The organism is Bartonella sp. AA9NXGY (genome assembly GCF_042196845.1).
Classification (GTDB): Bacteria; Pseudomonadota; Alphaproteobacteria; order Rhizobiales; family Rhizobiaceae; genus Bartonella.
Map to the genome: position 1 here is coordinate 122,250 of NZ_JBHIRB010000001.1, position 24,730 is coordinate 146,979.

Sequence of the window (24,730 nt, forward strand, 5' to 3'; positions counted from 1 at the left end):
AATGAGAGCTATCTTCTTGCACGTCACAATTGGAAGAGAGCATGTGGCGGATAAAAACTATTTAAGAAAGGTGTAAAGAGATTTCTTATAAATTGTCTGAAATGCAGTCTGTTGCAACATTAACAGCAGAAAAATAATATGATGGTGCTAATTGTATCTTATGTTGTGGTTTCGGTATGCACTTTATTATTTAAGTAAAAATGATGGGACCAATTATATCTTATACCTTTCATAAGAATTGTTGTGAAATGAATAAGATGAGTATTGTGAGATGTTTTTTAACAAGCTTGTAAATTTGTAATAGAATGCATTCTATTTTCCATAAAGATGTTGTTCTATTAAAGAGAAAAAACATTTTTATTAGCAAATATTCATATTTTTTGCATTAGAAATTATTCATAAAAAAAAGAATGTTTTATGTGTCCATTTTTAACGATAAAAGGGCTTAATAGAGTAAAGAGTTATATGTTATGAATGTGAAAGCTCTTGGTACTTGATTGTTCTTGCCGAATTATTTTTATGTTAACTTGTATAATCATCTATATGATAATTTGATTGAAATTTCAGAAAATTTTCGGTCGATTGAGTGAAGGTTGAATATTATTACGCATATTGTTCATACCTTTTATTTTGGTAAAATAAAGTGTTATGCATTAAAATTGTTCACGCCAGAAAGCGGGAATAAAAAGGACGAATATTGTTATGATTTCAAGGCGTCCAGCTAACATTAGAAAACTTAAAATCCATAAAGCATTATCATTGATTGTAGAGAAATTACCTGCAGGGCCAATGATATCTCCAAAGCCTGGACCAACATTTGAAAGTGCGGTTAAGACACCTGTAAAGGCAGAGGTAAAGTCAAGACCGGTTGTAAGCAAAAGTGCAGTGCCGATAACAAGGCAGAACATATAAAGACATACAAAAAATAAAACGGCTTGAGCAACATCGTTTGATATATTTGAGTGATCATAGCGAGCTTTTACGACAACATTAGGAGAAAGAAGTTTTTGTATATTTGTTTGTGTAATACGCCAAAGAATAATAAGGCGATTGATTTTCATGCCACCAGAAGTAGAACCAGCACATCCGCCTGTAAAAGAAACAATAAAGAAAATTCCAAGCGCAAACGGTCCCCAAAGTTGATAATCTTCAGCGCTGTAACCGGTGGTGCTAATAATGGATGAAAGGTGAAAAATGACATCAAGGAAAATCAAGTGGAACGCGCGATGATCATAAAACCGTAGCCATGCCGCTAAAGCAAAGCTGAAAAGGAGAACGATATGGAGAAAAACAATCACTTGTGGGTCAAGGAAGCGTTTGGAGTGTCCAGGAAGGACTAATTTAACATAAAGTACGAAAGGTAAAGCAGAAAGCAACATGAAGATTGTTGAAATAATTAAGATGGCTGGTGTATCAGAAAAATAGCCAAAAGAAGCATCATGCGTTGAAAAACCAGCTGTTGCTACTGTACTCATTGCATGGTTAATGGCATCAAATAAATTCATGCCTGCAGCAAAATAAGAAAGCATACAAGCCAATGTTAACCCAACATAAGCGATGATAATTCCGTTAGCAATTTGGTTGATGCGAGGCAATATTTTTTCAGATTTATCAGATGATTCCATATGAAAAAGTCGCACGCCACCCACACGCAGTGAAGGCAAAATTAAGAGGGCTAAACCGATAAAACCAATGCCCCCAATCCAGCATATAAGAGAACGCCATAATAAAATACTTCGCGATAAATTATCAAGATCAGAAAGGACTGTGGAGCCTGTTGTTGTAATTCCAGAAACAGATTCAAAAATGGCTCCTGCTAGAGAAATGGGAAGAGGAGAAAGATAAAGAGGTAAGGCACCTACGATGCTTCCTGTAAGCCAAAGACAAACAGTGAGCATAAAGCCAAGCCGTGCTGAAAAGCGACAAGTAGCTCCCTTAGTTGCTAAAAGAATCAGCGTTGCTAACATGGTGGTTATGGCACAAGAATAGAGAAAGCTTATCCAATTACGATTGTTGTCGTGCAAATCCACAAAAATTGGCAAAAGCATTGCTCCTCCCATGATTAAGGCAAAACGTGCACAGACATTGATAATAAATTGAAAAATGATCGTTCCCTATCTTTGTATCTCTTTTTATTATGGTTTTGTGCTCATAAGAAGTTACATTTTTCTCTTTATAGGATAAGGATTAATTCTTAACATTAGCGTGCCTTGATGAATTAGTAATCAGACCTTTTCATAAAACTTGAAAAGAAGTATACATAACATAATTAGGGCTCTTGAAAAATATTTTTTTAAAAGGCTGCATTCCGTTATCATTTATAGAATAATTAATTTATAATAAAGTGAAGGGGATTTAATGGTACAATCGCATATTCGTCTGCTAATTATTGGCTCAGGTCCGGCTGGTTATACAGCGGCGGTCTATGCAGCAAGAGCAATGCTTAAGCCGGTTTTGGTGACGGGCTTGCAGCAGGGTGGACAATTAACAATTACAACTGATGTTGAGAATTATCCAGGTTTTGCAGATCCCATTCAAGGACCATGGTTGATGGAACAAATGGCAAAACAAGCTGAGAATATGGGGACAAAAATTGTCTATGATACAATTATAAAGGCTGATTTGTTGAAGTATCCTTTTGTCTTATATGGGGATTCAGGAACACAATATTCTTGTGATGCACTGATTATTGCAACAGGAGCTCAAGCGCGCTGGCTTGGTTTAGAAAGTGAACAGACCTTTATGGGCGGAGGTGTTTCCGCTTGTGCTACATGTGATGGCTTTTTTTATCGTGATAAGGACGTTATTGTCGTGGGAGGAGGAAATACGGCTGTTGAAGAAGCACTTTATTTATCGCATTTGGCTAAAAGTGTAAGCGTGGTTCACAGGCGGGGGCAGTTTCGGGCAGAAAAAATTTTACAAGATAGGTTGCTGGCTTGTAATAATGTGCGTGTTCTTTGGGATCATGTGGTTGAAGAAATTGTGGGGCTGCCAGCTCAAGATTCAATGGGCGCTGTTGTAACAGGGGCACGTCTGAAAAATGTTAAGACAGGTCACGAGATGAAAGTGAATGCAGAGGGCATATTTATTGCCATTGGGCATGATCCTGCTGTTTCTCTGTTTGAAGGACAGCTGAAACAAAAACGAGGCGGCTATTTATGGACAGCACCCGACTCAACAGCAACAAGCATTGCTGGTGTTTTTGCTGCTGGGGATGTGACAGATGAAACATTCCGCCAAGCTGTAACAGCTGCGGGAAGAGGATGTATGGCAGCGTTGGAAGCAGAACGGTTTTTGGATATACCCAAGCGTTAGTCACTCATTGAGAACATAGAGAATATAGAGGTAGAATTAATTGTGGCGCCACCGTTGGATTGGGATAAGTTAAGGGTTTTTCACGCTGCAGCAGAAGCGGGATCTTTTACGCATGCTGCTCAAAAACTTCATTTATCTCAATCAGCCGTTTCACGACAGGTTTCGGCTTTAGAACAAGAGGTTGGGGTATCCTTATTTCAACGTCATGCGCGTGGTTTGATTCTTACAGAACAGGGAGAAACTCTTTATCGTACAGCTCATGATGTTTTGATGAAGCTTGAAAGTGTGCGTTTGCAATTAAGTGAAAGCTATGCAAAACCAACGGGGCACTTGCGTGTGACCTCGACCTTTGGAATGGGGGCAGGGTGGATTGCAGAGCGTATGCCAGAATTTCTTAGTCTTTATCCTGATATGCAGGTTCAGCTTTTGCTTTCCGATGAAGAGCTTGATTTGACAATGTGTCATGCGGATTGTGCTGTTCGCTTACATCAACCCAAACAACCTGATCTTATACAAAGAAAACTCTTTACAATTCATATGCATGTCTATGCTTCGGAAAAGTATATTGCAAATTATGGAAAGCCGGAAAAATTGTCTGATCTCGATGAGCATCGTATTATTTCGTTCGGTGAACCTGTTCCACCTTATTTGTCTGGTTTAAATTGGTTGGAAAAGGCTGGTAGAAGTGATGGATCATTGCGCGTTTCAGTTTTACAAATCAACAATATCATCTCAATAAAGAATGCGCTTATGCGTGATCTTGGGATTGCTGTGCTTCCTGATTATATCGTCAATAATGATGAGCATTTAGTGCGTCTTTTTCCTGATATGGTTGATATTCCTTCTTTTGATACTTTTTTTTGTTATCCTTATAATTTAAAGAATTTGGCAAGGTTAAATGCTTTTCGAGATTATATTTTTTTAAAAGCTCGCCAGTGGTCTTTTTAATATTAATATCTTAATTTATAAGGAATAATTAGCTATTTTGCAACTTGAGACTCCCGTAATATTCTTTCGTTTCAAATTTGCCTATATTGAATCAATTAAAATTATTTGTTGCACATTAAAAGTGGAGGGAGTCCGTACGGGTAAATATTTTTGAAAAGAGGGATAAATGTTTTTTTACAAATGCTAGCAAACGTGAGAGCTATTATATATTGAAAAATGGACAATCGTGTGATGGTGTAGTTAACATTTTTACTATTTAATTAAAGAGAGTGGTACATGATGGAGACAAATTTAAAGCTATGTGTTTATTGCATAGCAGATACGCTTAAGTCTTTATTGTGCTTTTCCTTATAAAATGACATAGAATACTATCTCTTGATTATGTTGCCTCCCAGTTTCGTTTTCTTGAGTGTTCCCTTACGAAGATCTATCAGATTGATTTTATCTCTGAGGATCTTCCAAATTTGCCGGACATATGTCCGGCTTTTTTTTAATTTTTGAAAGAGTCCCTAGAAATTGCAATATATGGGAAGATGATAAAGAAAAAATTTCGAAACTGGTGGATATCCAACAATTTTTTTAAGAATACTAAAATTCAATGAGGAGTTTGAGAGGGGATATTCTATTGTACTGTAAAAGTCTGTCTTTTAGGGGTGTGATATAAAATATTTAAAACCTTATACATGAAGTGCTTTTTATTAGAATGTGAGGTGAATATTTAAGGCAGGTCTTGTTCATAAAGCCTATGAAGTAAATCAAGTAGTTATTAAATAGAACTTAAAGGAAACTGGATTGCTTACACAACGATGGGAGGTGGCTTCTTCTTCGTTTTAGGACGAAGAAGAAGCTGAGAAATAGAAGAGATTTTATTGTAAGGGCCTTTGATTATAAGGGCAATTGTGTTTAAAAGTGCTCGGTCTTTTTTAGAGTTATAAATTGAATGGAGAAAGTAGAATAGGCTTGTCATCTCTTATGATAATAGACCGATTCATTTATTTGATAGCTAAATTTTTTTGATCTTTATCTACAGCATCTATTTTTGTGTTTATTCATAGATATTTTTGCTGAATCGATAGATTTAGTGACACAGTTTCAGATATTTTCTCGGATATACTAACATTCGGCAAAAAACAATCACAAGAGATGATATTAAAAATTTTAAATTAAACTGTTGCAAAAACGCTGTATACGTATACAAGCTTTTTCAAGTAATTCTTCTGATGTTGCATAAGAAATACGAAAAGTTGATCCAAGTCCAAAAGCAGATCCTTGGACGACAGCAACAGCTTCTGTTTCTAGAAGCGCTATGGCAAAGTCTTCATCATTCGTAATACGTTGACCATTGGGTATTTTCTTTCCAATAAGTCCGGTGCAAGAAGGATAAACATAAAAAGCACCCTCAGGCGTTGGACAGTAAATGCCAGGAGCTTGATTTAGCATGGAGACAACGAGATCACGGCGTGCTTGAAAAATACTTTTATTTTTAGCAATAAAGTCTTGTGGTCCGTTAAGTGCTTCAACCGCAGCCCATTGTGAAATGACACTTGTTCCAGATGTTTGCTGTCCTTGAATGGTATCCATGGCTTTAATTAATTCTTGTGGTCCGCCTGCATATCCGATTCTCCATCCCGTCATTGCATAGGCTTTAGAAACACCATTCATTGTGAGTGTACGCTCATAAAGCGCTGGTTCTACTTGAGCTGGAGTCACAAAGGTAAAACCCTCATATGTGAGATGTTCATATATATCATCGGAAAGGATATAAACATGAGGATATTTTACTAAAACATCTGTAAGTTTTTTCAATTCATTATGTGTATAAGCGGCACCTGATGGATTTGAAGGAGAGTTAAAGATGAACCATTTGGTTTTGGGGGTAATGGCAGCTTCTAGCTCTTGTGGTTGGAGTTTATAAGAAAATTCGGCTTTTGTTTCTAAAAAGACAGGCGTACCATCGTTGAGTGCGACCATTTCTGGATAACTAACCCAATAAGGGGATGGAATGATAACCTCATCTCCTTTATTCAAAGTTGCCATGAATGCATTAAAGAGAATTTGTTTTCCACCAGTACCAACAATAATTTGTTCTGGTTGGTAAAGAAGGTTATTTTCTCTTTTAAACTTTGCAGAAATTGCTTGGCGCAATTCTGGAATTCCAGATATGGGAGGGTATTTTGTTTCTCCCCTTCGAATAGCTTCAATAGCCGCGTTTTTGATGTTGTCTGGGGTATCAAAGTCTGGCTCTCCAGCACTTAAAGCAATAACATTTCGCCCTAATGCTTTTAAATGACGGGCCTTTTGAGAAGCAGCAATTGTTGCAGAAGGTTTGATACGAGACAGTTTGTCGGCAATAAAAGCCATAATTTTAAATCCTTATATTATATCAACAAATGGTTATTGCTTTAAGGATATTCTATAAGAGATTATATTGTATGCAATAAAAAACTTCCAAAATACTCTTACACGGGCTTTATATTCTTCTTTTTTGAGATCTTTTACAAGATAATCTCTTCGTAGATTTTATGAAAGTTTTTGAGGAAGTATAAGAGAGGTTTGATAAATTGTGCAAAGGAGATAAGCAGTCTTTTATTTTAACAAGGTAAAATAATGCTTTATACAAAATAAAAAAATCTTCGTCTTTACAGACGAAGATTTCTAAATAAAATATTGCAGCATTTAAACTTTAAAGTGCTGCAAGGTTACCAGCGGCAAATTTTCCTGAACGACGATCTTGAAGAACATCATAAGAGATTTTTTGCCCTTCATTAAGACTGTTTAGACCTGAACGCTCGACGGCAGAAATGTGTACAAATACATCTGCACTACCATCGCTAGGCTGAATGAATCCGAAACCTTTTGTTGTATTAAACCACTTAACTGTTCCTGTAGACATAGGAAACTCCTTAGAATATATAATTATATTGAGCATTGAAGCTTTCATTTCTTCAATACGGTTGTAGATCGAAATTAGGTGGGAGAAGTTTCGCCGAAAGTGCAGATTGCACAGGAAAGAAAGTCACGTAACCGAAAATTCGATGAAACCTCTATAAAAGTTTTTAGAACAAAAAGCAAGTCTTAATCAATTTTTATATAAAGAAAAAATAAGAAAACAGTGTACATTTTGCTAAGTAGAAAAAAATTCAACTAAAATAACTTTGTAGTGAACGTACCTCAAGGTGCCTTTTTTTGAGTGCTTTGATCGCTTCTACGACGGCTTCGGCTCCAGCTATTGTTGTATAATAGGGAACATTTTGCATGAGTGCTGCATAACGTAATGATTTTGAGTCTGAGATGGCACTGGCAGTGCTAGTTGTATTAAAAATTAATTGAATTTGGCGATTACGAATAGCGTCTTCAATATGGGGATGTCCCTCTAGAACTTTGTTGATTTTTTTTGCTTCAACGTGGTGTTCGGTGAGAAATTTTTGTGTTCCACTTGTGGCGACAACAGAAAAGCCAAGCTCAGTTAAACGTTTTACAGGATTTAAGATGCGTTTTTTATCTTCATCCCTTACAGAAACGAACAAAGTTCCCTCTTTAGGGAGTTTTACACCAGCTCCAAGTTGGGCTTTAGCAAAAGCAAGCGAAAATTCATAGTCAAGACCCATAACTTCACCGGTTGAGCGCATTTCTGGACCAAGAAGTGTATCAACACCTGAAAAACGAGCAAAAGGAAATACTGCTTCCTTGACGGCAATATGTTGTTTTTTTTGCAAAGAAGGTAATCCACCATAAGCTTGAAGAGCATCATGAAGCGTTTCTCCTGCCATAATACGTGCAGCCATTTTAGCAATAGGGCGACCAATCGTTTTTGCAACAAATGGGACAGTACGTGAAGCACGGGGATTGACTTCTAAGACATAAATGGTGTCATCTTTTATAGCATATTGTACATTCATTAAGCCGCGAACATGAAGTGCTTGTGCTAATGCTTTGGTTTGGCGCTCTAATTCAGTAACTATTTTATTTGAGAGCGTATGGACTGGTAGAGAACATGCTGAATCACCAGAGTGGATACCAGCTTCTTCAATATGTTCCATAATACCAACGATTAGTGTTTCTTTGCCATCACATAGACAATCAACATCTACTTCAATTGCTTCTGTTAAATAGGTATCAAAGAGAAGCGGATTTTTACCAAGCAATATATTGATTTGTCCTGTTGTGTCGTTAGGATAACGGACTTTGATATCTTCTGAAATTAATTCGGGGACACTCTCAAGTAAATAATTTTGTAAGCTACGTTCATCACGGATAATTTGCATAGCACGTCCTCCTAAAACATAAGAGGGACGTACAACCAAGGGGAAGCCTAGTTCGTGAGCAATGAGGCGTGCTTGTTCAATGGAGTGGGCAATACCATTTTGAGGTTGTGTTAAATTAAGTTTAAATAACAGTTTTTGAAAGCGGTCTCTATCTTCTGCTAAGTCGATAGCGTCAGGTGAAGTACCTAGGATGGGGATATTGTGTTTTTCTAGAGCGCTTGCCAATTTCAAGGGTGTTTGTCCGCCAAATTGGACGATGACTCCAACCAAATCTCCTTTTTCCTGTTCTGCTTCTAAAATAGCGATAACGTCTTCTGTTGTTAAAGATTCAAAGTAAAGGCGATCAGAGGTATCATAGTCGGTTGAAACTGTTTCAGGATTACAGTTAATCATAATCGCTTCAAATCCTGCATCACGCAGTGCAAAAGCAGCGTGGCAGCAACAGTAATCAAATTCAATACCTTGCCCAATGCGGTTTGGTCCACCGCCTAAAATAGCAATTTTTTTGCGTTCAGAAACGTGTGCTTCCGAGTGCTCTACACCTGCAAAGGGAACTTCATATGTTGAATACATATAGGCTGTAGGAGAAGAAAATTCAGCGGCACAAGTATCAATCCGTTTGAAGACGTGTTTAACATTCAGTGATTTACGTAAAGCTGCGATATAATCGGGTTCTTTCCCTGTAAGGGAGGCTAATCGCGCATCTGAAAAGCCCATAGCTTTTAACATACGTAAATTATCTGCGTCTTGGGGTAATCCATGAATGCGGATACGCTGCTCCATTTCAATGATGGAGGCTATTTGTTCTAAAAACCACGGATCAATTTTGCTAATTTGGTGAATCTCATTTAAGGGTAAGCCTGTGCGCATGGCTTGAGCAATATAGCGTAGACGATCAGGGCTTGGTATGGCAATGGCTGAGCGTATAGAACTTTTTTCATCACCTTCAGCATGCTCTGGAATCACAATTTCATCAAGACCCGTAAGCCCTGTTTCAAGTCCACGGAGTGCTTTTTGTAACGATTCTTGAAAAGTGCGTCCAATTGCCATGACTTCTCCTACAGATTTCATCGCAGTTGTGAGGACAGGTGATGAACCGGGAAATTTTTCGAACGCAAAACGAGGAATTTTTGTCACAATATAGTCAATAGAAGGTTCAAATGATGCTGGTGTTGCACCACCCGTGATATCATTTTTTAATTCATCAAGTGTATAACCAACAGCCAGTTTAGCCGCTACTTTGGCAATGGGAAACCCCGTTGCTTTTGAGGCAAGCGCTGAAGAGCGAGAAACACGCGGATTCATTTCAATAACAATGAGGCGCCCATTTTCAGGATTGACAGCAAACTGTACATTGGATCCCCCCGTTTCAACACCAATTTCTCGCAAAACAGCAATCGAAGCATTACGCATACATTGATATTCTTTATCGGTTAAGGTGAGAGCAGGTGCTACAGTGATCGAATCACCGGTATGAATCCCCATTGGATCAATGTTTTCAATAGAACAAACGATGATACAGTTGTCGTTCTTATCACGAACAACTTCCATCTCATATTCTTTCCACCCTAAAACACTTTCTTCAATTAATACTTCTGTTGTTGGTGAAGCTTCAAGCCCACGTTCAATAATTTCATAGAATTCAGAGCGGTTATAAGCGATTCCACCACCAGTTCCACCAAGGGTGAATGAAGGACGAATAATAGCTGGAAGCCCAACAACATCAAGAGCTTGAACTGCTTTTGCTGTTGCATGAGCGATATAATGTTGTTTGCGATCAGCTTCGGTATGTCGCCAGTTGCGCTCAAGTTCTTCGAGTGCTTTGTCAAGCGCAGCACCAGAAAGTTTTGCTTTAAGTTCAGCACACGTTTTTGCGTGTTGTTGGCGATTTTCTTCTTTCAGTTCTGTTGCATTGGCTAACATAGAGCGTGGCGTTTCCAAACCGATTTTTGCCATCGCTTGGCGGAATAAAGCACGATCTTCAGCTTTATCAATAGCATCAGCATTGGCTCCTATCATTTCAACATGATAGCGGTCTAGAATACCCATACGCTTTAATGATAAAGCAGTATTGAGGGCTGTTTGTCCTCCCATAGTGGGCAAAAGGGCATCGGGACGCTCGTGAGCAATAATTTTGGCAACTATTTCAGGAGTAATGGGCTCTATATAAGTTGCATCAGCTAGATCTGGATCTGTCATAATCGTGGCAGGATTAGAATTTACCAAAATAATTCGGTAACCTTCTTCTTTTAATGCTTTACAGGCTTGAGTGCCTGAATAATCAAATTCACATGCCTGACCAATGATAATAGGTCCTGCTCCGATGATAAGAATAGATTTTATATCTGTGCGTTTGGGCATGACTTTTTCCTATGACAAATATCTGTGTGTGATTGTTGCGGGCAAAATATTTTAGTTCTGAGGCTACCGTCATTTTATAAGTTAAGTGAAAAAGAAAGTAAGCATTAAAATACCTTTTCCATGCTTTTTTTCATAAAATTGAAGATAAATTTCTTTTTTGAGTTGAGTCATCTCGTCAGTTTATCAAAAGTATGACCTTTGATAAAAAATAATAACAGTGCTCCAACAAATTAGAATATTCAAGCATACTGTGGAGCATAAAAAGCCGGAACATCTTTCCAATCCATTGCCGGCATACTTTCTTTGTGTTTTATGACGTTTTTTGCTTAAGAGAGCACGCGCTTTTTCTGTTGCTTGTAAAACATAAGCTATTATTTATGGTTCGATGGGATTTCGTAAAATAAAATGGGAAGCTTATCGTGTTGTTCCGTAAAATACTGCCGTTTAGAGTTGTGATATAAGGTATGAAAATTTACCACATTAAGGTGTTTTTGTTAGAGTGTATGATAGAATTCAGAGCAGGATTTGTCTGTAGAGAGCTTATGAAATAAACCATATCAAATGGGTTCAGTTGGAATCTGTTATATAAAAAGCAAGATTGTTGATAGATCAGCTCTGGTCGAAGTTTCCGTCTTAGGGTAGGAAGAAAGTCAATCTATGTATCTTTCCATTTCATAAAAAGGTGAGAGTGTATTTAATACAATGGCTAAGGAGATAATTTCAGAATGATTTTGTTTGTTTTTAAAAGATAGTGAATACTCTCCCTTTACTTTATGGATGATGTTCAAAACTTTTTAAAATATAAAGAAGGCTAAAATGCTGAATATTTCCCAAACGAGAGTATTCTGTCTGAAAGATGTATCAATAGGAAAGCTTTTGGTGGCTAGGTCTCAAAAAGGGATTTGTCATATAGCGTTAGGAGACACTATAGAGCAATTATTACAGGAGTTTACGATACGCTTTGGTGATGTACAACAAGTTGTAGGTGACAATACATTTAAGAGAGAAGTTGCCCATATTATAGCCATGATAGAAACACCTAAGCTGGTAAAAAAATATAATTTTCCCTTAGATATAAATGGTACAGTTTTTCAACGACAAGTATGGGCAGTATTATGTGATATACCATGTGGTGAAACAATTTCATATGAGATCTTAGCATGCCGTATTGGTATGCCGAAAGCTTTTCGTGCCGTTGCTCATGCCTGTGCACGTAACGAATTGGCTATTATCATTCCGTGTCATCGTGTTGTGCGTAAAAATGGTTTTATTTCAGGGTATCGTTGGGGGGAAAAACGGAAACAGATTTTACTACAACGGGAACAAAATGGAAAAATTTAACTTTGTGTGATGGGCATTATAATCGTTACAGTTGTTCCTTTCATTTCTTTTGAAGTAATTTCAAGTTTTCCTTTGTGGAGTTCTAGCAAGGAGCGTGAAATGGCTAATCCAAGACCTGAGCCCGTATGAGATTTAGTGAGCTGATTTTCGACTTGTTCAAAAGGTTGCCCAAGTTTTTTAATTGCTGATTGGGGAATACCAACGCCTGTATCTGTAATTTTAAAAATAAGGTTATTTTTTTTCTTGAAAGCGCAGACATCAATATTTCCGCCAGAAGGCGTAAATTTAACGGCATTAGAGATGAGATTAAGGAAAATCTGTTTCATTGCACGACCATCAACTTCAGCATGAAGTTCTGGGGTAATGTTTGTTGTAACAACAATATTTTTTTCTTGAGCTTGAGGTGTTAGTGTTCGTACTGCTTCACTAATGATGGGCTCAAGATCGGTATTTTTACAATCAAGCGTAAATCTTCCTGCTTCGATTTTTGACATATCAAGGATGTCATTGATAAGGGTTAGAAGATGGGTTCCTGAATTGTAAATATCATGCATATATTCCTTATAGCGTTGTGAACCAAGAGGACCAAAAGTCGATTGCAACATGATATCTGAAAAACCAAGAATAGCATTCAGAGGCGTGCGCAATTCATGAGACATATTGGCTAAAAATTCTGATTTAGCCTTATTAGCACTTTCGGCGCGTTCTTTTTCTGCTTTCAGACTTTTATTAAGTTTTTCAACTTCTGTTGCGCGTTGTTGAGCACTCCCTCGCGCGCGCTTGAGTTCTTGAATGAAAGAAAAAAGACGCCTTTCACTGTCTTCAAATTTTTCCTGTTGTTGTTTAAGCTCAGAAATGTCAGTACCAATACAAACCAATCCTCCATCTTGGGTTCGTCGTTCGTTAATTTTGAGCCAACAACCATCTGCCGTTTGGCGAATACTGGTTAAGTTACCAGTACCATCATCTTTAAGGGGATATTCACTGAGTGCAGGGCGTGCCATGGCTTCGACGGTTGCACGTTGGATACCTGATTGGAGAATTTGTTTAGGAATAGCGGCATATTCGCAAAATTTGCTGTTGGACATGACTAAACGTCCTTCAGCATCCCACAAGACGAAAGATTCTGAAATGTTTTCAATCGCATCACGGATACGAAGGTCGGCTTGCGCTGTTTGTTCAGCCAATTGTTGCTGTTCACTAATATCGAAGGAAATACCAACCAAATGGGGTTCTTCTTCTTCAGTAACTTCGGCACGAATGCGCATCCATACATAATGACCATCAGCATGACGCATAGGAACGTTAATATCGATATGCTTTTTTTTACCGCTCATTAATTCCTGAGCAAGGTCAAAAAAATTCGCATCATTTGGATTGATAATGGCGCTAATTTGGGAAATTGAGAGCAATGCATCTTGAGGGACATAGCCGAGCATTTCGTACATTGCTCGTGACCAGTAGACGCGTCCACTTGCCATATTCCAATCCCATAGTCCACAGCGTCCACGCATCATTGCCATATCAATACGGTTTTGAATTTTTTCTGAAACAAGATCTGTTTTGCGTGCTCGTACAATTTGGTTGTAATAAGCATAAAGAAGAGCAAGGATAACGCCACTAGTTCCAATGAATATGGTTATATTTAACGAGAGAGCTTTCCGCCATTCCATGTAAATATGTTGCATTTTTTCACTGATGAATACCCCATATTGTCCATTTTCTGTTTGCTGAAAGGAAGCGAGAGCAGGAATATCTTTTCCTATTGTAATTTTCATGATTCCAGCATGTTTTCCTAGAGCTTGTAAAGTAATGCTTTCAGAGGTAAAATTCTGTAAGGGTTTTCCTAAGACAATCTCGGAACTTGATGAAGCTAGGACATTGCCTTTTTGATCGACAATAGCAATAACAGCGCTGGTTTTTATAAAACCTTTGTTACGAAAATTAGTCAGGATATTTTGTAAATGATTATGAGAAAGAGCAGCAGCTTTTCCTTGTCGAGTGGCGGCAAGTAAGTCACGGTCGATTGTATTGGTAATATGAGAAGCTAAGAGAGCGATGGTAGAATGCGTGTTTTTATCAATTGTGTTGCGCCAATCATAGATTGATAGGAAACGGATTGCTGCTAGTATAACAAGAAATGCAAGAATTACAAATGGGAGTGAACGTCGCAGCCAAGGTTCAATAAAAAGAAGTTTTTTATAGGCAGAACCAGAATACAGATTGGTACGCTCTGTCCGCTCCTTGCGACTTTGAGCGCTTGATTTTGAATCAGCATACACCTCCCTTGGCGCATTATATGCGTCCAATTTAGCCATTTCGCGTTCCTTTAATTCTGGAATAATGTGATTTAAAAACTGCTTCGATATTCATAGTAACCCCATCGAGTGCAATGAATCAAAACAGGAGTCTTCTGTCCAGTCTTTTTTTTAAAAAAATAATTTTACTTTTATGATTTTGGAATATGAAAAGAAAAAAGTACTTTAAACGTGATCTATAAACAGGCTTAGATTGCCTGTTTATAGGTTTAATGATGATCGAATAGTTTATAGAATTTATTTTAAAAAATATTATAGCATATTGATTTAAAATAATTTTTTGTTTCAAGTAAGCAGACGGTTGATGATATCAGCAACATCGCTTGATAATTTTGGCGCAGCAGCAATCATTTTTAATTCAGTTTCAAGTTTTTGTTGTCGAATAGGTTCTAATTGTCGCCAAGAGCGCAAAGTTGTTAATAATCGTGAAGCAAGCTGTGGATTTTTTTTGTCAATTTCTAAAATGATTTGGCAAAGAAAATCATAGGAGGCACCATCAACTCTGTTAAAGCCTGTTAGGTTGTTAGAGGCAAAGACACCGATCAGAGATCGTACACGATTAGGATTATCCTTTGAAAATAGCGGGTGTTGCATGAGCTTTTGAACATTTTCGAGTGTTGATGTGCCAGCAACCATTGCTTGAATAGAAAACCATTTATCCATAACCAAAGGGTCATGTCGATAGCGGTTTTCAAAATCATTTAAGGCATTTTGTGCCTGCTCATTTTCATTAAAACGCTTCACGAGAACAGCGATACTGGCCATACGGTCAGTCATATTATCAGCTGTTGCATATTGTATAGCAGCACGATTTGGATTGGCTTCAGCAATGGAAAGATAATCCAGTATGATATTCTTTAATGCTCGCTTTCCAGCTTGTGCAGTGTTTGGTGAATAGGGCTCTTGGGTTTGCATTTGTTCATAGAATTTTGTTAAGAGCTCTTGATGGGTTTGTGCAAGTGAAACTAAAAACTGATTGCGGACACAATGAATACGATCTGGGTCAATATTTTTACCGATTGTATGAGCAAGCTCAACTTCACTAGGTAAATTTAAACAGAAGGCACGAAATTCAGGCTCTAAGGTTTCATCTATTATGATCGTTTCAATCAGCTTTAGCAAAGCAGAAGGGAATGTTGCTTTTTCTTGTGTTTTATCTTGAATGCTTTGAATCAAAGCTTGCGTCATTAAATGATTAAGAGATTGCCAGCGATTGATGTGATTGTCATCATGTTGTGCAAGAAAAATAAGTTCTCTTTCATTGAATGGCGTGTGTAGAATGATTGGAGCTGAAAAGTCTCGCAGCAGTGATAAAACGGGTTTTTCACGCAGTCCCTTTAATGTAAAGGTTTGGCTTTCCTTGGATAAAAGCATAACATCTGATTGAATATCTGTATCTGCTTCATAGGTGAGGTTTTCTCCGTTAGGTCCTAACAAGCCAAATACGATAGGGATAAGCATGGGCTTTTTTGTATTTTGTTGTGGGGTTGCGGGAATATGTTGCTTTGCATGAATTGTTAAAACACCATCGCTATAATGACTATCGATTTCTACATTGGGTGTTCCTGCCTGTTCATACCATAGCATGAATTGGGAGAAGTCTTGACCAGACACTTCAGCAAAACAGGTAATAAAATCTTCAATTGTACAAGCTTGTCCATCATGACGTTGAAAATAAAGATCAGTGCCTTTACGAAAAAGAGTAGGACCTAAAATAGTCCGTATCATGCGAACAACTTCAGCACCTTTTTCATAAACAGTTGTTGTGTAAAAATTATTAATTTGGCTATATTGACGAGGACGCACAGGATGCGCAAGAGGTCCTGCATCTTCTGCAAATTGCGTCGCTTTTAATGCTTTTACATTTTCAATTCGCTGTAGGCTGCGTACATTTTGATCTGATGAAAATTCCTGATCACGATAAACAGTGAATCCTTCTTTTAAACAGAGTTGAAACCAATCGCGACAGGTAACACGATTACCGCTCCAATTATGAAAATATTCATGTGCAATGACACGTTCAACATTTCTATAATCCTGATCGGTTGCTGTTTCAGGATCGACAAGAACATATTTATCATTAAAAACGTTAAGGCCTTTGTTTTCCATTGCTCCCATATTAAAGTCGGAAACAGCAACAATATTGAAAACATCAAGATCATATTCGCGTCCGAAACATTGTTCATCCCAACGCATGGAACGTTTAAGAGCATCCATTGCATAGGTTGCGCGTTCGGTTTTTCCTTTTTCTACATAGATACCAAGCTCGATACGTCGTCCAGATACAGTTGTAAAATGGTCTTCTAACTTATCAAGATCTCCACCTACTAAAGCAAAGAGATAAGATGGTTTGGGATAAGGATCTTCCCAAATGGCAAAATGGCGATTATTCTCTAAAATTCCTGTTTCCACCAGATTACCATTGGAAAGCAAGATTGGGATTGTTTGAGAATCTGCTTCAATTTTCACTCTATAGGTAGAAAGAACATCTGGGCGGTCGTAAAAATAAGTAATACGACGAAAACCTTCCGATTCGCATTGTGAGCAATAAACACCATTTGAAAGATAAAGCCCCATAAGTTGGCGGTTGCTTTCAGGATTCAGTTCCGTAACCAATTTCAATGTAAAAGGAACCGTTGGTGGCGTTGTAATTTCTAAACGTGAAGGCGTCACTTTATAAGTGTTTGGGGCTAATATCTCATCATTAATAGAAACGGAAATTAAAGTAAGATCATCACCAGAAAGAACAAGAGGTGTTAATTCTTTTGTATCGTGACGGGATTCAATAGACAATATGGCTGTAACATAGGTTTTTGTCGGTGCTAATTGGAAAGAAAGTTGTGTTTTAGGGATAACGTAAGGGGTTGGTTGGTAGTCTTCCAAACGATAAATAGATGTTATTGGCTGTTTCATAGTTTTTTCCCATTTGTATTTTAAGAGTTAAAGAAGGGTGTGTTAATTTTAGAAGCAATATAGGATTAAAGAATTACAAAAGGCTGTCGAGGCGATTTTTTACTTCTAAGAAGTCTATCCATGTAAGCTTCTTTTGACTAGGGGTTCTAAGAAGGTAAGCTGGGTGGAAAGTTGGCATAACAGGTATTTTTATATTATCCTCGCTTTCATAAATATGCCATTTACCTCTTGTTCGGATAATCCCATTTTGAGATCCGGTAAGAAACTGTGCAGCAACGCCTCCCAGTGCTATAAGAACACGAGGACGCGCTAAATAAATGTGCCGTTCAATAAAAGGGCGGCACAAGGCAACTTCTCTTGGTGTTGGTGTACGATTTCCTGGCGGACGCCAAGGAATAGTGTTGGCAATGTAAACATTATTTCTTGTTAAGCCAATTGATGCGAGGATTTTATTAAGCAACATCCCAGCTTTTCCCACAAAAGGAATTCCTTGTATATCCTCGTCTCGTCCTGGTGCTTCGCCTATAAGCATCAGGGGGCTTCCTGCTGTTCCATCTGAAAAACAGGTATTTTTTGCTGTCAATTTTAATGAACAGCCATTAAATGCAAGGAGAGCAGATTTTAATTCATCAAGTGTCTTGGCACTTTTTGCACTCTCTATAGCTGTGGATTCATTTTGTATAGTCCTAGAGTTATGCAGCTGATGATGATCTAATTTTACGGTTGGAGATGTTTTGGGAGATGCTTGTTGATTATGAGAAATGTTCACGACAGATATTAATTTTCTCTCTGAACAAGCAGACTGCTTAAAACGATCAATAGGAAAATCTGTCAGAACGGCATCCGCACCACTTTCTTTATAAAAGTTTAAGAGTTCTTCATAGGAAATTGAGCATGGTGTTTGATTTAACATTTTATTTTTTCTAATGATCTAGCGATTATAGATCAAACAAAATTATCCTTCAAGTTTTATTAAATGTATTCGCTAGCCATTAATGTATAAGAACGCTGATAGGATTCTCTCTTTTCACAAAAAAGGCAAATCGTAAAATGCGAATGTTCGCGATTATATGCATCTTTAAATGTATAATTTGTTTAAATTGCGTTATTTCAACTTTTTAAACAGACTAAACTCACTCATACTAAAAGAATTTTTTACTGAATGCAAGTGGTGTGATAATATTTTTTATCATTATATTCTATATTTAATACTTAATGAAAGTGAATTTTGTATTATTTTATTTATAAGATTAATTATAAATTTTATATTATTATATTTTTTAATAACTTTTATTAAAAAAATTAAATATATTAATTGAAATATATAAATATTACTTTTATATGAGAAAATACTAAGACGTTATAAACTATTTTTACAATGGGTTAAAAGCAATGTGTGGATATATGCTTTTGCTTTTTTTACAGCTGAAATGAGAGGTTCATTTAATGCTAAATGCGCTGCAATAGCGCTTGAGAGAATGCAACCTGTTCCTCGCATTGTTCCTTTTAAACGTGGAGTAGAGATATTTATGACTTCAGTTTTGTCAATGAAGCTATCAATTGCAAGAGGCCCCTCTGCATGTCCCCCTTTTACTAAAATAGAGCGAGCTCCCAATGACAAAAGTTTTTTTGCTTGTTGTATTGCTTGCTTATCATGAGATGCCAATGGACTTTTGCTAAGAAGAGCGAGTTCTTCTCTATTCGGTGTTAAAAGATCAACATGAGGAAGCAGTTTATCGATCATCGTGTCGATGATTGTTTCCGTTATTAGTTTTCCTCCTGATGAAGCGACAAGTACAGGGTCCAAAATAACTGGAACATGGGGATAGTCTTTGAGTACGTTACAGATTGCTGCTATAATTGCTTTTGTCCCCGTCATACCGATTTTTATTGCGCTTATTGGATTTGCTTCTAGGGCAGCACGCATTTGCGCAGCGACGAGGTCCCCACGCATTGGAATGATTTCGACAACGCGATTATCATCTTGTACGTTAACACAAGTAATTGCTAAATTTGCTTTTATTTGAAAATGTGCAGAGGTTTCTATATCACGAACAATACCAGCACCTCCTGTTGGATCAGTGCCCGCAACAATAAGAATAGAAGGTATCAACGCCATGTTTGTGTCACTTTTATCCACTGCTGTACACGCTCTTCTGGTTTTTTATGGAGGATAATATCAGTCACAACAGCAGCACTATTTGCTCCTGCTTTTAAAACACCCACTGCGCGTTCTGGTGTTAAACCACCAATACCCACCAAAGGTAAAGCACCAATCCGCTTTCTCCATTGTTTGATTTTTTCTAGTCCTTGCGGCATCCATTTCATTTTTTTTAAGATTGTCGGATAAATAGGACCAAGTGCAATATACTCAGGATTAGCAGAGAGTGCGATATCCAATTCATGTTCATCATGTGTACTAAGACCAACTTTTATACCACTTTTACGAATTGCATGAAGATCAGCATTGCTTAGGTCTTCTTGTCCCAGATGAATAAAATTACACTTTTCATCAATTGCTATTTCCCAATGATCATTAATAATTAATTGTGCTCCCAATTTATTGCATATGTTTTTTGCACGCTTAATATGTTGACGGATTATTTGTTGATTTTCATGTTTCATACGCAATTGTACGAGCTTGATACCAAGAGGAAGCAAACGTTCAATCCAATCAGCGTTATCAACGATGAGGTAAAATGGATCCAGTTTCATGAAAATACCGCTTTTCCAATGATTGGTGTTGAAGGGACTGCTACATTGCGTGCTTCGATCATGCCAGCTTTATATCCCATACGTCCTGCTTGAACAGCTTTAGAAAATGCTTCAGCCATCAAAACAGGATCAGCTGCTTTAGCAACTGCGGTATTAAGAAGGACCGCATCATAACCCAGTTCCATCGCAATGGCGGCATGTGATGGGCGTCCAATGCCGGCATCAATAACAAGAGTAGCATCAGGAAGGTAAGCACGGATAGAACGCAATCCATCAGTATTATGAGGTCCTTTGGCAGAACCAATAGGAGCACACCAAGGCATAATAACACGGCAACCAATGTCGAAAAGTTTTTCAGCAACAATGAGATCATCCGTTGTATAGGCAAAAATTTTGAAACCTTCATTGTTTAAAATTTGAGCAGCTTCGATTAAGGAAAAAATATTTGGCTGTAAGGTGTCTGAATTACCGATAATTTCGAGTTTAATCCAAGCTGTTTTAAAAAGATCTCTTGCTAATTGCGCTGTGGTTACGGCCTCTTTAACAGTATAACAACCAGCAGTATTAGGAAGCACTGTTACCCCAAGTTCTTGAAGAAATTTCCAAAATTGTCCACCTTGTTTTCCACCTGCAGTTTCACGGCGCAAGGAAACAGTTACAATTTCCGTATTCGATTTATGAATAGCATCACGAAGGATTGCTGGTGAAGGATATTGCGCTGTACCTAATAGAAGACGGGAAGAGAATTGTCGTCCATAAAGATTCAGCATAATTTTAGCCTCCTTGCATTGGGCTTAAAATTTCAATTTTATCTCCTTCATGCAAGACAAATTGGCTTCGTGCATCTATGGGAACAACTTCAGCGTTAACAGCAGTTGCAAGCCAATTTCCTTCATACCCCAATTCTTCAAGCAAGAGACCGAGAGTCATAACTTCTGTTTGGACTGTTTCACCATTAACAAATATTTGCATGTTTTATTCCAATGCCAATTCCATTGCTCGTTTTGCCATTTCTGGAGACAACAGAAAACCATGTCTATAAAATCCATTAATAGAAATAAAGTTACCATCTTTATGCACAGAAGGGAAGTTATTAGGATAACATGGACGAACACCAACGCCAGATTCAATAATTTCTGCTTCAGCAAAAGCAGGATGTAAAGTATAAGCCGCGTTGAGCAGTTCCATCATTGATCTTACAGAGATTGCACCATCAAAGTCACTTTCAATCATCGTTGCACCAATCATAAAAATATTATCTTGTCGAGGTACAATGTAGAGAGGAAACCGTGGATGAAGAAGACGAATTGGACGCGAAATTTTAATATCGGTGCAGCGCACGAGAAGCATTTCACCGCGTACGCCCCGTATATTTTTATCTTTTCCTAAACGTGCTATTCCTGTCGCATCAATAACAATATCAAATTTTTTTTCAGCCTTCTCTACATCAACAAAACAGGCTCCATTGTTGAGCAGCTTTTCTTTTAAAGCCATAAGTGCTTTGCGAGGATCAATATGGGCTTCATTTTCATAAAAGAGTGCACAGTTAAAACGTTCAGCAAGATCTGGTTCAAGATGAGCTATTTCTGTATTATCTACGGTTTTGTGATTATGCGTACGTACAGAAAATCGTTCGAGCTCTCCTCTATCTCGTGTAGGTGCAACCACTAAAGTGCCTTTTTGTATGACAAGGTTGGGGAGCGTTTTACGCCACCATTGTATAGCTTGTACACCAAGATCTTCAACAATTTGTTCTGCACTTTCCCTTTCACAGTAAGGTGCGAGCATTCCTCCTGCATACCAACTAGCACTTCCTATAGGTGAATGAGGGGGGGCTGATACAGTAACAGAAGCACCTTTTTGCTGTAACATAAAGGCAGCTGTTAAGCCGCCTACACCTGCACCTTTGATAAGAATGTTCTTCAACTATTTACTTTCTTTTTTTGAGGAGGAACAATTTCCATATAAAGGTCACCATTTTTCTGATATTTTTCGGCCATGGCGATCATACCTTCCCCTTTTGTTTTTCTTATTGCAGCTGCCTCACGAATATCATGGGAAATACGCATAGAACAGAATTTTGGTCCACACATGGAACAAAAATGCACTAATTTATGGGCTTCTTTAGGCATTGTCTCATCATGAAAGGCACAGGCTGTTTCTGGATCAAGAGAAAGGTTAAATTGATCGTGCCATCTAAAATCAAATCGTGCACGCGAAAGAGCATTATCGCGCAATTGTGCTCTAGGTAAACCTTTAGCAAGGTCAGCGGCATGAGCAGCAATTTTATAAGTGATCACACCAGTTTTTACGTCATTCCTATCGGGCAGTCCTAGATGTTCTTTAGGTGTTACATAACACAACATAGCAGTTCCAAACCATCCAATCATAGCGGCACCAATTGCTGATGTAATATGGTCATAACCAGGAGCAATATCCGTTGTAAGAGGTCCCAAAGTATAAAAAGGCGCCTCATGACAAAGATCTAATTGTTGCTCCATATTTTCTTTAATTTTGTGCATTGGGACATGCCCAGGACCTTCAATCATAACCTGTATATCTTTTTTCCAAGCAATTTTTGTCAATTCTCCCAAAGTTTTAAGCTCTGCAAATTGGGCTTCATCATTGGCATCGGCAATAGAGCCAGGGCGTAATCCATCCCCCAATGAAAGAGAGATGTCATACGTGCGTGCAATATCACAAATTTCATCAAAATGTTCATAGAGAAAGCTTTCTTTATGATGATGGAGACACCATTTTGCCATAATAGAACCGCCTCGTGAAACAATACCTGTTACACGATCAATGGTCATAGGAATAAATGGTAATCTTAATCCTGCATGAATGGTAAAATAATCGACACCTTGTTCTGCTTGCTCAATAAGGGTATCACGGAAAATATCCCATGTTAAGTTTTCGGCAATACCCTGTACTTTTTCGAGTGCTTGATAAAGAGGAACTGTTCCGATGGGCACAGGAGAATTTCGAATAATCCACTCACGAATATTATGAATATTTCGACCTGTTGAGAGATCCATAACTGTATCTGCTCCCCAGCGAATGGCCCAAACCATTTTATCAACTTCTTCTTCCATAGATGAAGTTACTGCTGAATTGCCAATATTAGCATTAATTTTAACACGAAAATTACGCCCAATAATCATGGGTTCGCACTCTGGATGATTAATGTTTTGTGGAATAATGGCGCGTCCACAAGCAATTTCATTGCGCACAAATTCCGCAGTATAAATTTCTGGTATTGATCCAGCAAATGTTTCATTTGATGGTACATTCTGCCGTTCTTCTACTGCTAATCCTTCATTTTCTCGTATAGCCACATATTCCATTTCTTCGGTAATAATGCCTGCGCGTGCGTAAGCCATTTGTGTAATTGCTTTGCCATTTTTTGCTCGTAAAATAGAACGTTTTTGCTTAAAGGCTGGTGTAAGGTTTTTATCAGAAGTCAATCCATTATCTTCAGGTTTAACTAATCGTGCAGGATAAGTTTCAGTATCATCCCGCTTAGAGAGCCAAGGCAAGCTAATTGCTGGCAGGCCTTTTGTAATATCAATGATCATATCTTTATCTGTGTAGGGGCCAGAAGTATCGTAGACGTTTAAAGGTTTTTCACCACTGCCATCAGCCAGTGAAATTTCACGCAATGGTACGCGCACATCAGAAAAGAGAAGGCTCTGTTGATAAATTTTGCGTGAAGCGGGAAAGGGGCTACAACTGATTGATGGAGTATTTTTCTGCACAAACTTTTTCCTTATAGACACGGAGTTCAAAAATAGGTTGCGATGTTAATGGAGTTACGATGTTAATGGAGATGTATTCAAATTATCAATCACGAGCATTCAGATGAATAGGGATAGTATTGCTTTGTAGCAAAGAAAACCCAATACAGCTCAAGAAAAGTTATTTTGAAAAACTGATACAATATCTATTCTAATATTTGCATGCCTCCTCCCACTTGAAGTATTTTTGTTAATACGAATATGGTTGGCTTAAATATCTATATTGTCAATCATAAAAATATATTTTAAACGATTTTGGTGTGTTTTTAAGAGTGAAAATAGATATTATGAAGTGATAAACTATGATATTGAAGCTTTTATAAACCAGAATAAAGTTAAAAACGGATTATCAGGGAAAAGTAGATAGTTTATGGCTTTGATTGAGATTTTTTTCATATTAAAATAATAACTCAGAATACCATAAGATCCTCTCATCATATATCTTTTCGTATAAAAACACTTCCTTGCACGTCATAAGTGGGAGCGTATGGGGCAAAGCACTTGAAGAAAGGAAGCCAAATGTCATTTAATGAACATTCTAAGAGTGAGGCTGTCAAAACGTGGGAGCCAACAAAATGTATGATGGATTCCACTTGTATCTTCAAAAGCTTAAAGCTGATGATCTATAATGGCTTGCTATTGTATCATTGACGTGCGCTGTCGTAAAATGAAAGGAGTATATTTTGAACAATATTTCTTAAAAAGTGCGTAATATGCAATATCATTATATTTTGTTTGGGGCATTCTATTCTTCATG

The 24,730-nt window shown here is 37.7% G+C and carries 16 protein-coding genes; 3 read left to right on the plus strand and 13 right to left on the minus strand.

The window, feature by feature from the left end:
* Positions 1 to 653: 653 nt before the first annotated feature.
* Entirely contained in the window at positions 654 to 2,048 is a 1,395-nt protein-coding gene (locus tag ACFIM6_RS00530; protein WP_375611192.1) for a TrkH family potassium uptake protein, read from the minus strand.
* Between the two features lie 310 nt (positions 2,049 to 2,358).
* Between ACFIM6_RS00530 and trxB the strand changes: the two genes are divergently transcribed.
* Both trxB and ACFIM6_RS00540 read left to right on the plus strand, forming a co-directional pair.
* Entirely contained in the window at positions 2,359 to 3,315 is a 957-nt protein-coding gene (trxB, locus tag ACFIM6_RS00535) for a thioredoxin-disulfide reductase (protein WP_375611193.1), read from the plus strand.
* Positions 3,316 to 3,357: 42 nt separating this feature from the next.
* Positions 3,358 to 4,263 carry a LysR family transcriptional regulator gene (locus ACFIM6_RS00540; protein WP_273791217.1) on the plus strand — a complete coding sequence of 302 codons (906 nt, stop codon included), beginning with the start codon at positions 3,358 to 3,360 and terminating at the stop codon, positions 4,261 to 4,263.
* Between the two features lie 1,158 nt (positions 4,264 to 5,421).
* Here the strand turns inward: ACFIM6_RS00540 and ACFIM6_RS00545 are convergent.
* The 3 genes from ACFIM6_RS00545 to carB all read right to left on the minus strand — a co-directional run bounded on the left by ACFIM6_RS00545 (position 5,422) and on the right by carB (position 10,889).
* Complete coding sequence (locus ACFIM6_RS00545) at positions 5,422 to 6,624, minus strand: pyridoxal phosphate-dependent aminotransferase (RefSeq protein ID WP_375611194.1); 1,203 nt, start codon at positions 6,622 to 6,624, stop codon at positions 5,422 to 5,424.
* A gap of 322 nt (positions 6,625 to 6,946) precedes the next feature.
* Positions 6,947 to 7,156 (minus strand): cold-shock protein, encoded by a 210-nt coding sequence (locus tag ACFIM6_RS00550; RefSeq protein WP_012754908.1) that lies wholly within the window; start codon positions 7,154 to 7,156, stop codon positions 6,947 to 6,949.
* Positions 7,157 to 7,403: 247 nt separating this feature from the next.
* The gene (gene carB, locus ACFIM6_RS00555; RefSeq protein WP_375611195.1) at positions 7,404 to 10,889 is read right to left on the minus strand and encodes a carbamoyl-phosphate synthase large subunit; all 3,486 of its coding nucleotides are present in this window, start codon (positions 10,887 to 10,889) and stop codon (positions 7,404 to 7,406) included.
* Positions 10,890 to 11,705: 816 nt separating this feature from the next.
* Between carB and ACFIM6_RS00560 the strand changes: the two genes are divergently transcribed.
* The gene (locus tag ACFIM6_RS00560) at positions 11,706 to 12,230 is read left to right on the plus strand and encodes a methylated-DNA--[protein]-cysteine S-methyltransferase (RefSeq protein WP_375611196.1); all 525 of its coding nucleotides are present in this window, start codon (positions 11,706 to 11,708) and stop codon (positions 12,228 to 12,230) included.
* Here ACFIM6_RS00560 and ACFIM6_RS00565 read toward each other — a convergent pair.
* The 9 genes from ACFIM6_RS00565 to thiC all read right to left on the minus strand — a co-directional run bounded on the left by ACFIM6_RS00565 (position 12,227) and on the right by thiC (position 23,934).
* Positions 12,227 to 14,548 (minus strand): ATP-binding protein, encoded by a 2,322-nt coding sequence (locus ACFIM6_RS00565; protein ID WP_375611197.1) that lies wholly within the window; start codon positions 14,546 to 14,548, stop codon positions 12,227 to 12,229. The genes ACFIM6_RS00560 and ACFIM6_RS00565 overlap by 4 nt on opposite strands.
* A gap of 285 nt (positions 14,549 to 14,833) precedes the next feature.
* Positions 14,834 to 17,461, minus strand: a complete 2,628-nt coding sequence (gene pepN / locus ACFIM6_RS00570) for an aminopeptidase N (RefSeq protein WP_375611198.1) — start codon at positions 17,459 to 17,461, stop codon at positions 14,834 to 14,836.
* A gap of 73 nt (positions 17,462 to 17,534) precedes the next feature.
* The gene (locus tag ACFIM6_RS00575; RefSeq protein ID WP_273791211.1) at positions 17,535 to 18,374 is read right to left on the minus strand and encodes a uracil-DNA glycosylase family protein; all 840 of its coding nucleotides are present in this window, start codon (positions 18,372 to 18,374) and stop codon (positions 17,535 to 17,537) included.
* Between the two features lie 447 nt (positions 18,375 to 18,821).
* Positions 18,822 to 19,580: a hydroxymethylpyrimidine/phosphomethylpyrimidine kinase gene (locus tag ACFIM6_RS00580; RefSeq protein ID WP_375611294.1), complete on the minus strand. Its 759-nt coding sequence runs from the start codon at positions 19,578 to 19,580 to the stop codon at positions 18,822 to 18,824.
* Positions 19,571 to 20,176 carry a thiamine phosphate synthase gene (locus ACFIM6_RS00585; RefSeq protein WP_375611199.1) on the minus strand — a complete coding sequence of 202 codons (606 nt, stop codon included), beginning with the start codon at positions 20,174 to 20,176 and terminating at the stop codon, positions 19,571 to 19,573. Before ACFIM6_RS00585 ends, ACFIM6_RS00580 begins: the two co-directional genes overlap by 10 nt.
* Complete coding sequence (locus ACFIM6_RS00590; RefSeq protein WP_375611200.1) at positions 20,173 to 20,946, minus strand: thiazole synthase; 774 nt, start codon at positions 20,944 to 20,946, stop codon at positions 20,173 to 20,175. The genes ACFIM6_RS00585 and ACFIM6_RS00590 overlap by 4 nt, the downstream gene beginning before the upstream one ends.
* A gap of 4 nt (positions 20,947 to 20,950) precedes the next feature.
* On the minus strand, positions 20,951 to 21,148 hold the full coding sequence (thiS, locus tag ACFIM6_RS00595; RefSeq protein WP_273791115.1) for a sulfur carrier protein ThiS: 198 nt from the start codon (positions 21,146 to 21,148) through the stop codon (positions 20,951 to 20,953).
* A gap of 3 nt (positions 21,149 to 21,151) precedes the next feature.
* Entirely contained in the window at positions 21,152 to 22,102 is a 951-nt protein-coding gene (locus ACFIM6_RS00600; RefSeq protein WP_375611201.1) for an FAD-dependent oxidoreductase, read from the minus strand.
* Complete coding sequence (gene thiC, locus ACFIM6_RS00605) at positions 22,099 to 23,934, minus strand: phosphomethylpyrimidine synthase ThiC (protein WP_375611202.1); 1,836 nt, start codon at positions 23,932 to 23,934, stop codon at positions 22,099 to 22,101. Before thiC ends, ACFIM6_RS00600 begins: the two co-directional genes overlap by 4 nt.
* Between the last annotated feature and the right edge of the window lie 796 nt (positions 23,935 to 24,730).

Coding starts and splice junctions, on each gene's coding strand:
- ACFIM6_RS00530 (WP_375611192.1), bottom strand. CDS start 2,048: ATGCTTTTGCCAATTTTTGTGGATTTGCACGACAACAATCGTAATTGG.
- ACFIM6_RS00585 (WP_375611199.1), bottom strand. CDS start 20,176: ATGAAACTGGATCCATTTTACCTCATCGTTGATAACGCTGATTGGATT.
- ACFIM6_RS00580 (WP_375611294.1), bottom strand. CDS start 19,580: ATGGCGTTGATACCTTCTATTCTTATTGTTGCGGGCACTGATCCAACA.
- ACFIM6_RS00550 (WP_012754908.1), bottom strand. CDS start 7,156: ATGTCTACAGGAACAGTTAAGTGGTTTAATACAACAAAAGGTTTCGGA.
- ACFIM6_RS00565 (WP_375611197.1), bottom strand. CDS start 14,548: ATGGCTAAATTGGACGCATATAATGCGCCAAGGGAGGTGTATGCTGAT.
- ACFIM6_RS00545 (WP_375611194.1), bottom strand. CDS start 6,624: ATGGCTTTTATTGCCGACAAACTGTCTCGTATCAAACCTTCTGCAACA.
- pepN (WP_375611198.1), bottom strand. CDS start 17,461: ATGAAACAGCCAATAACATCTATTTATCGTTTGGAAGACTACCAACCA.
- thiS (WP_273791115.1), bottom strand. CDS start 21,148: ATGCAAATATTTGTTAATGGTGAAACAGTCCAAACAGAAGTTATGACT.
- trxB (WP_375611193.1), top strand. CDS start 2,359: ATGGTACAATCGCATATTCGTCTGCTAATTATTGGCTCAGGTCCGGCT.
- ACFIM6_RS00575 (WP_273791211.1), bottom strand. CDS start 18,374: ATGTTAAATCAAACACCATGCTCAATTTCCTATGAAGAACTCTTAAAC.
- carB (WP_375611195.1), bottom strand. CDS start 10,889: ATGCCCAAACGCACAGATATAAAATCTATTCTTATCATCGGAGCAGGA.
- ACFIM6_RS00590 (WP_375611200.1), bottom strand. CDS start 20,946: ATGCTGAATCTTTATGGACGACAATTCTCTTCCCGTCTTCTATTAGGT.
- ACFIM6_RS00560 (WP_375611196.1), top strand. CDS start 11,706: ATGCTGAATATTTCCCAAACGAGAGTATTCTGTCTGAAAGATGTATCA.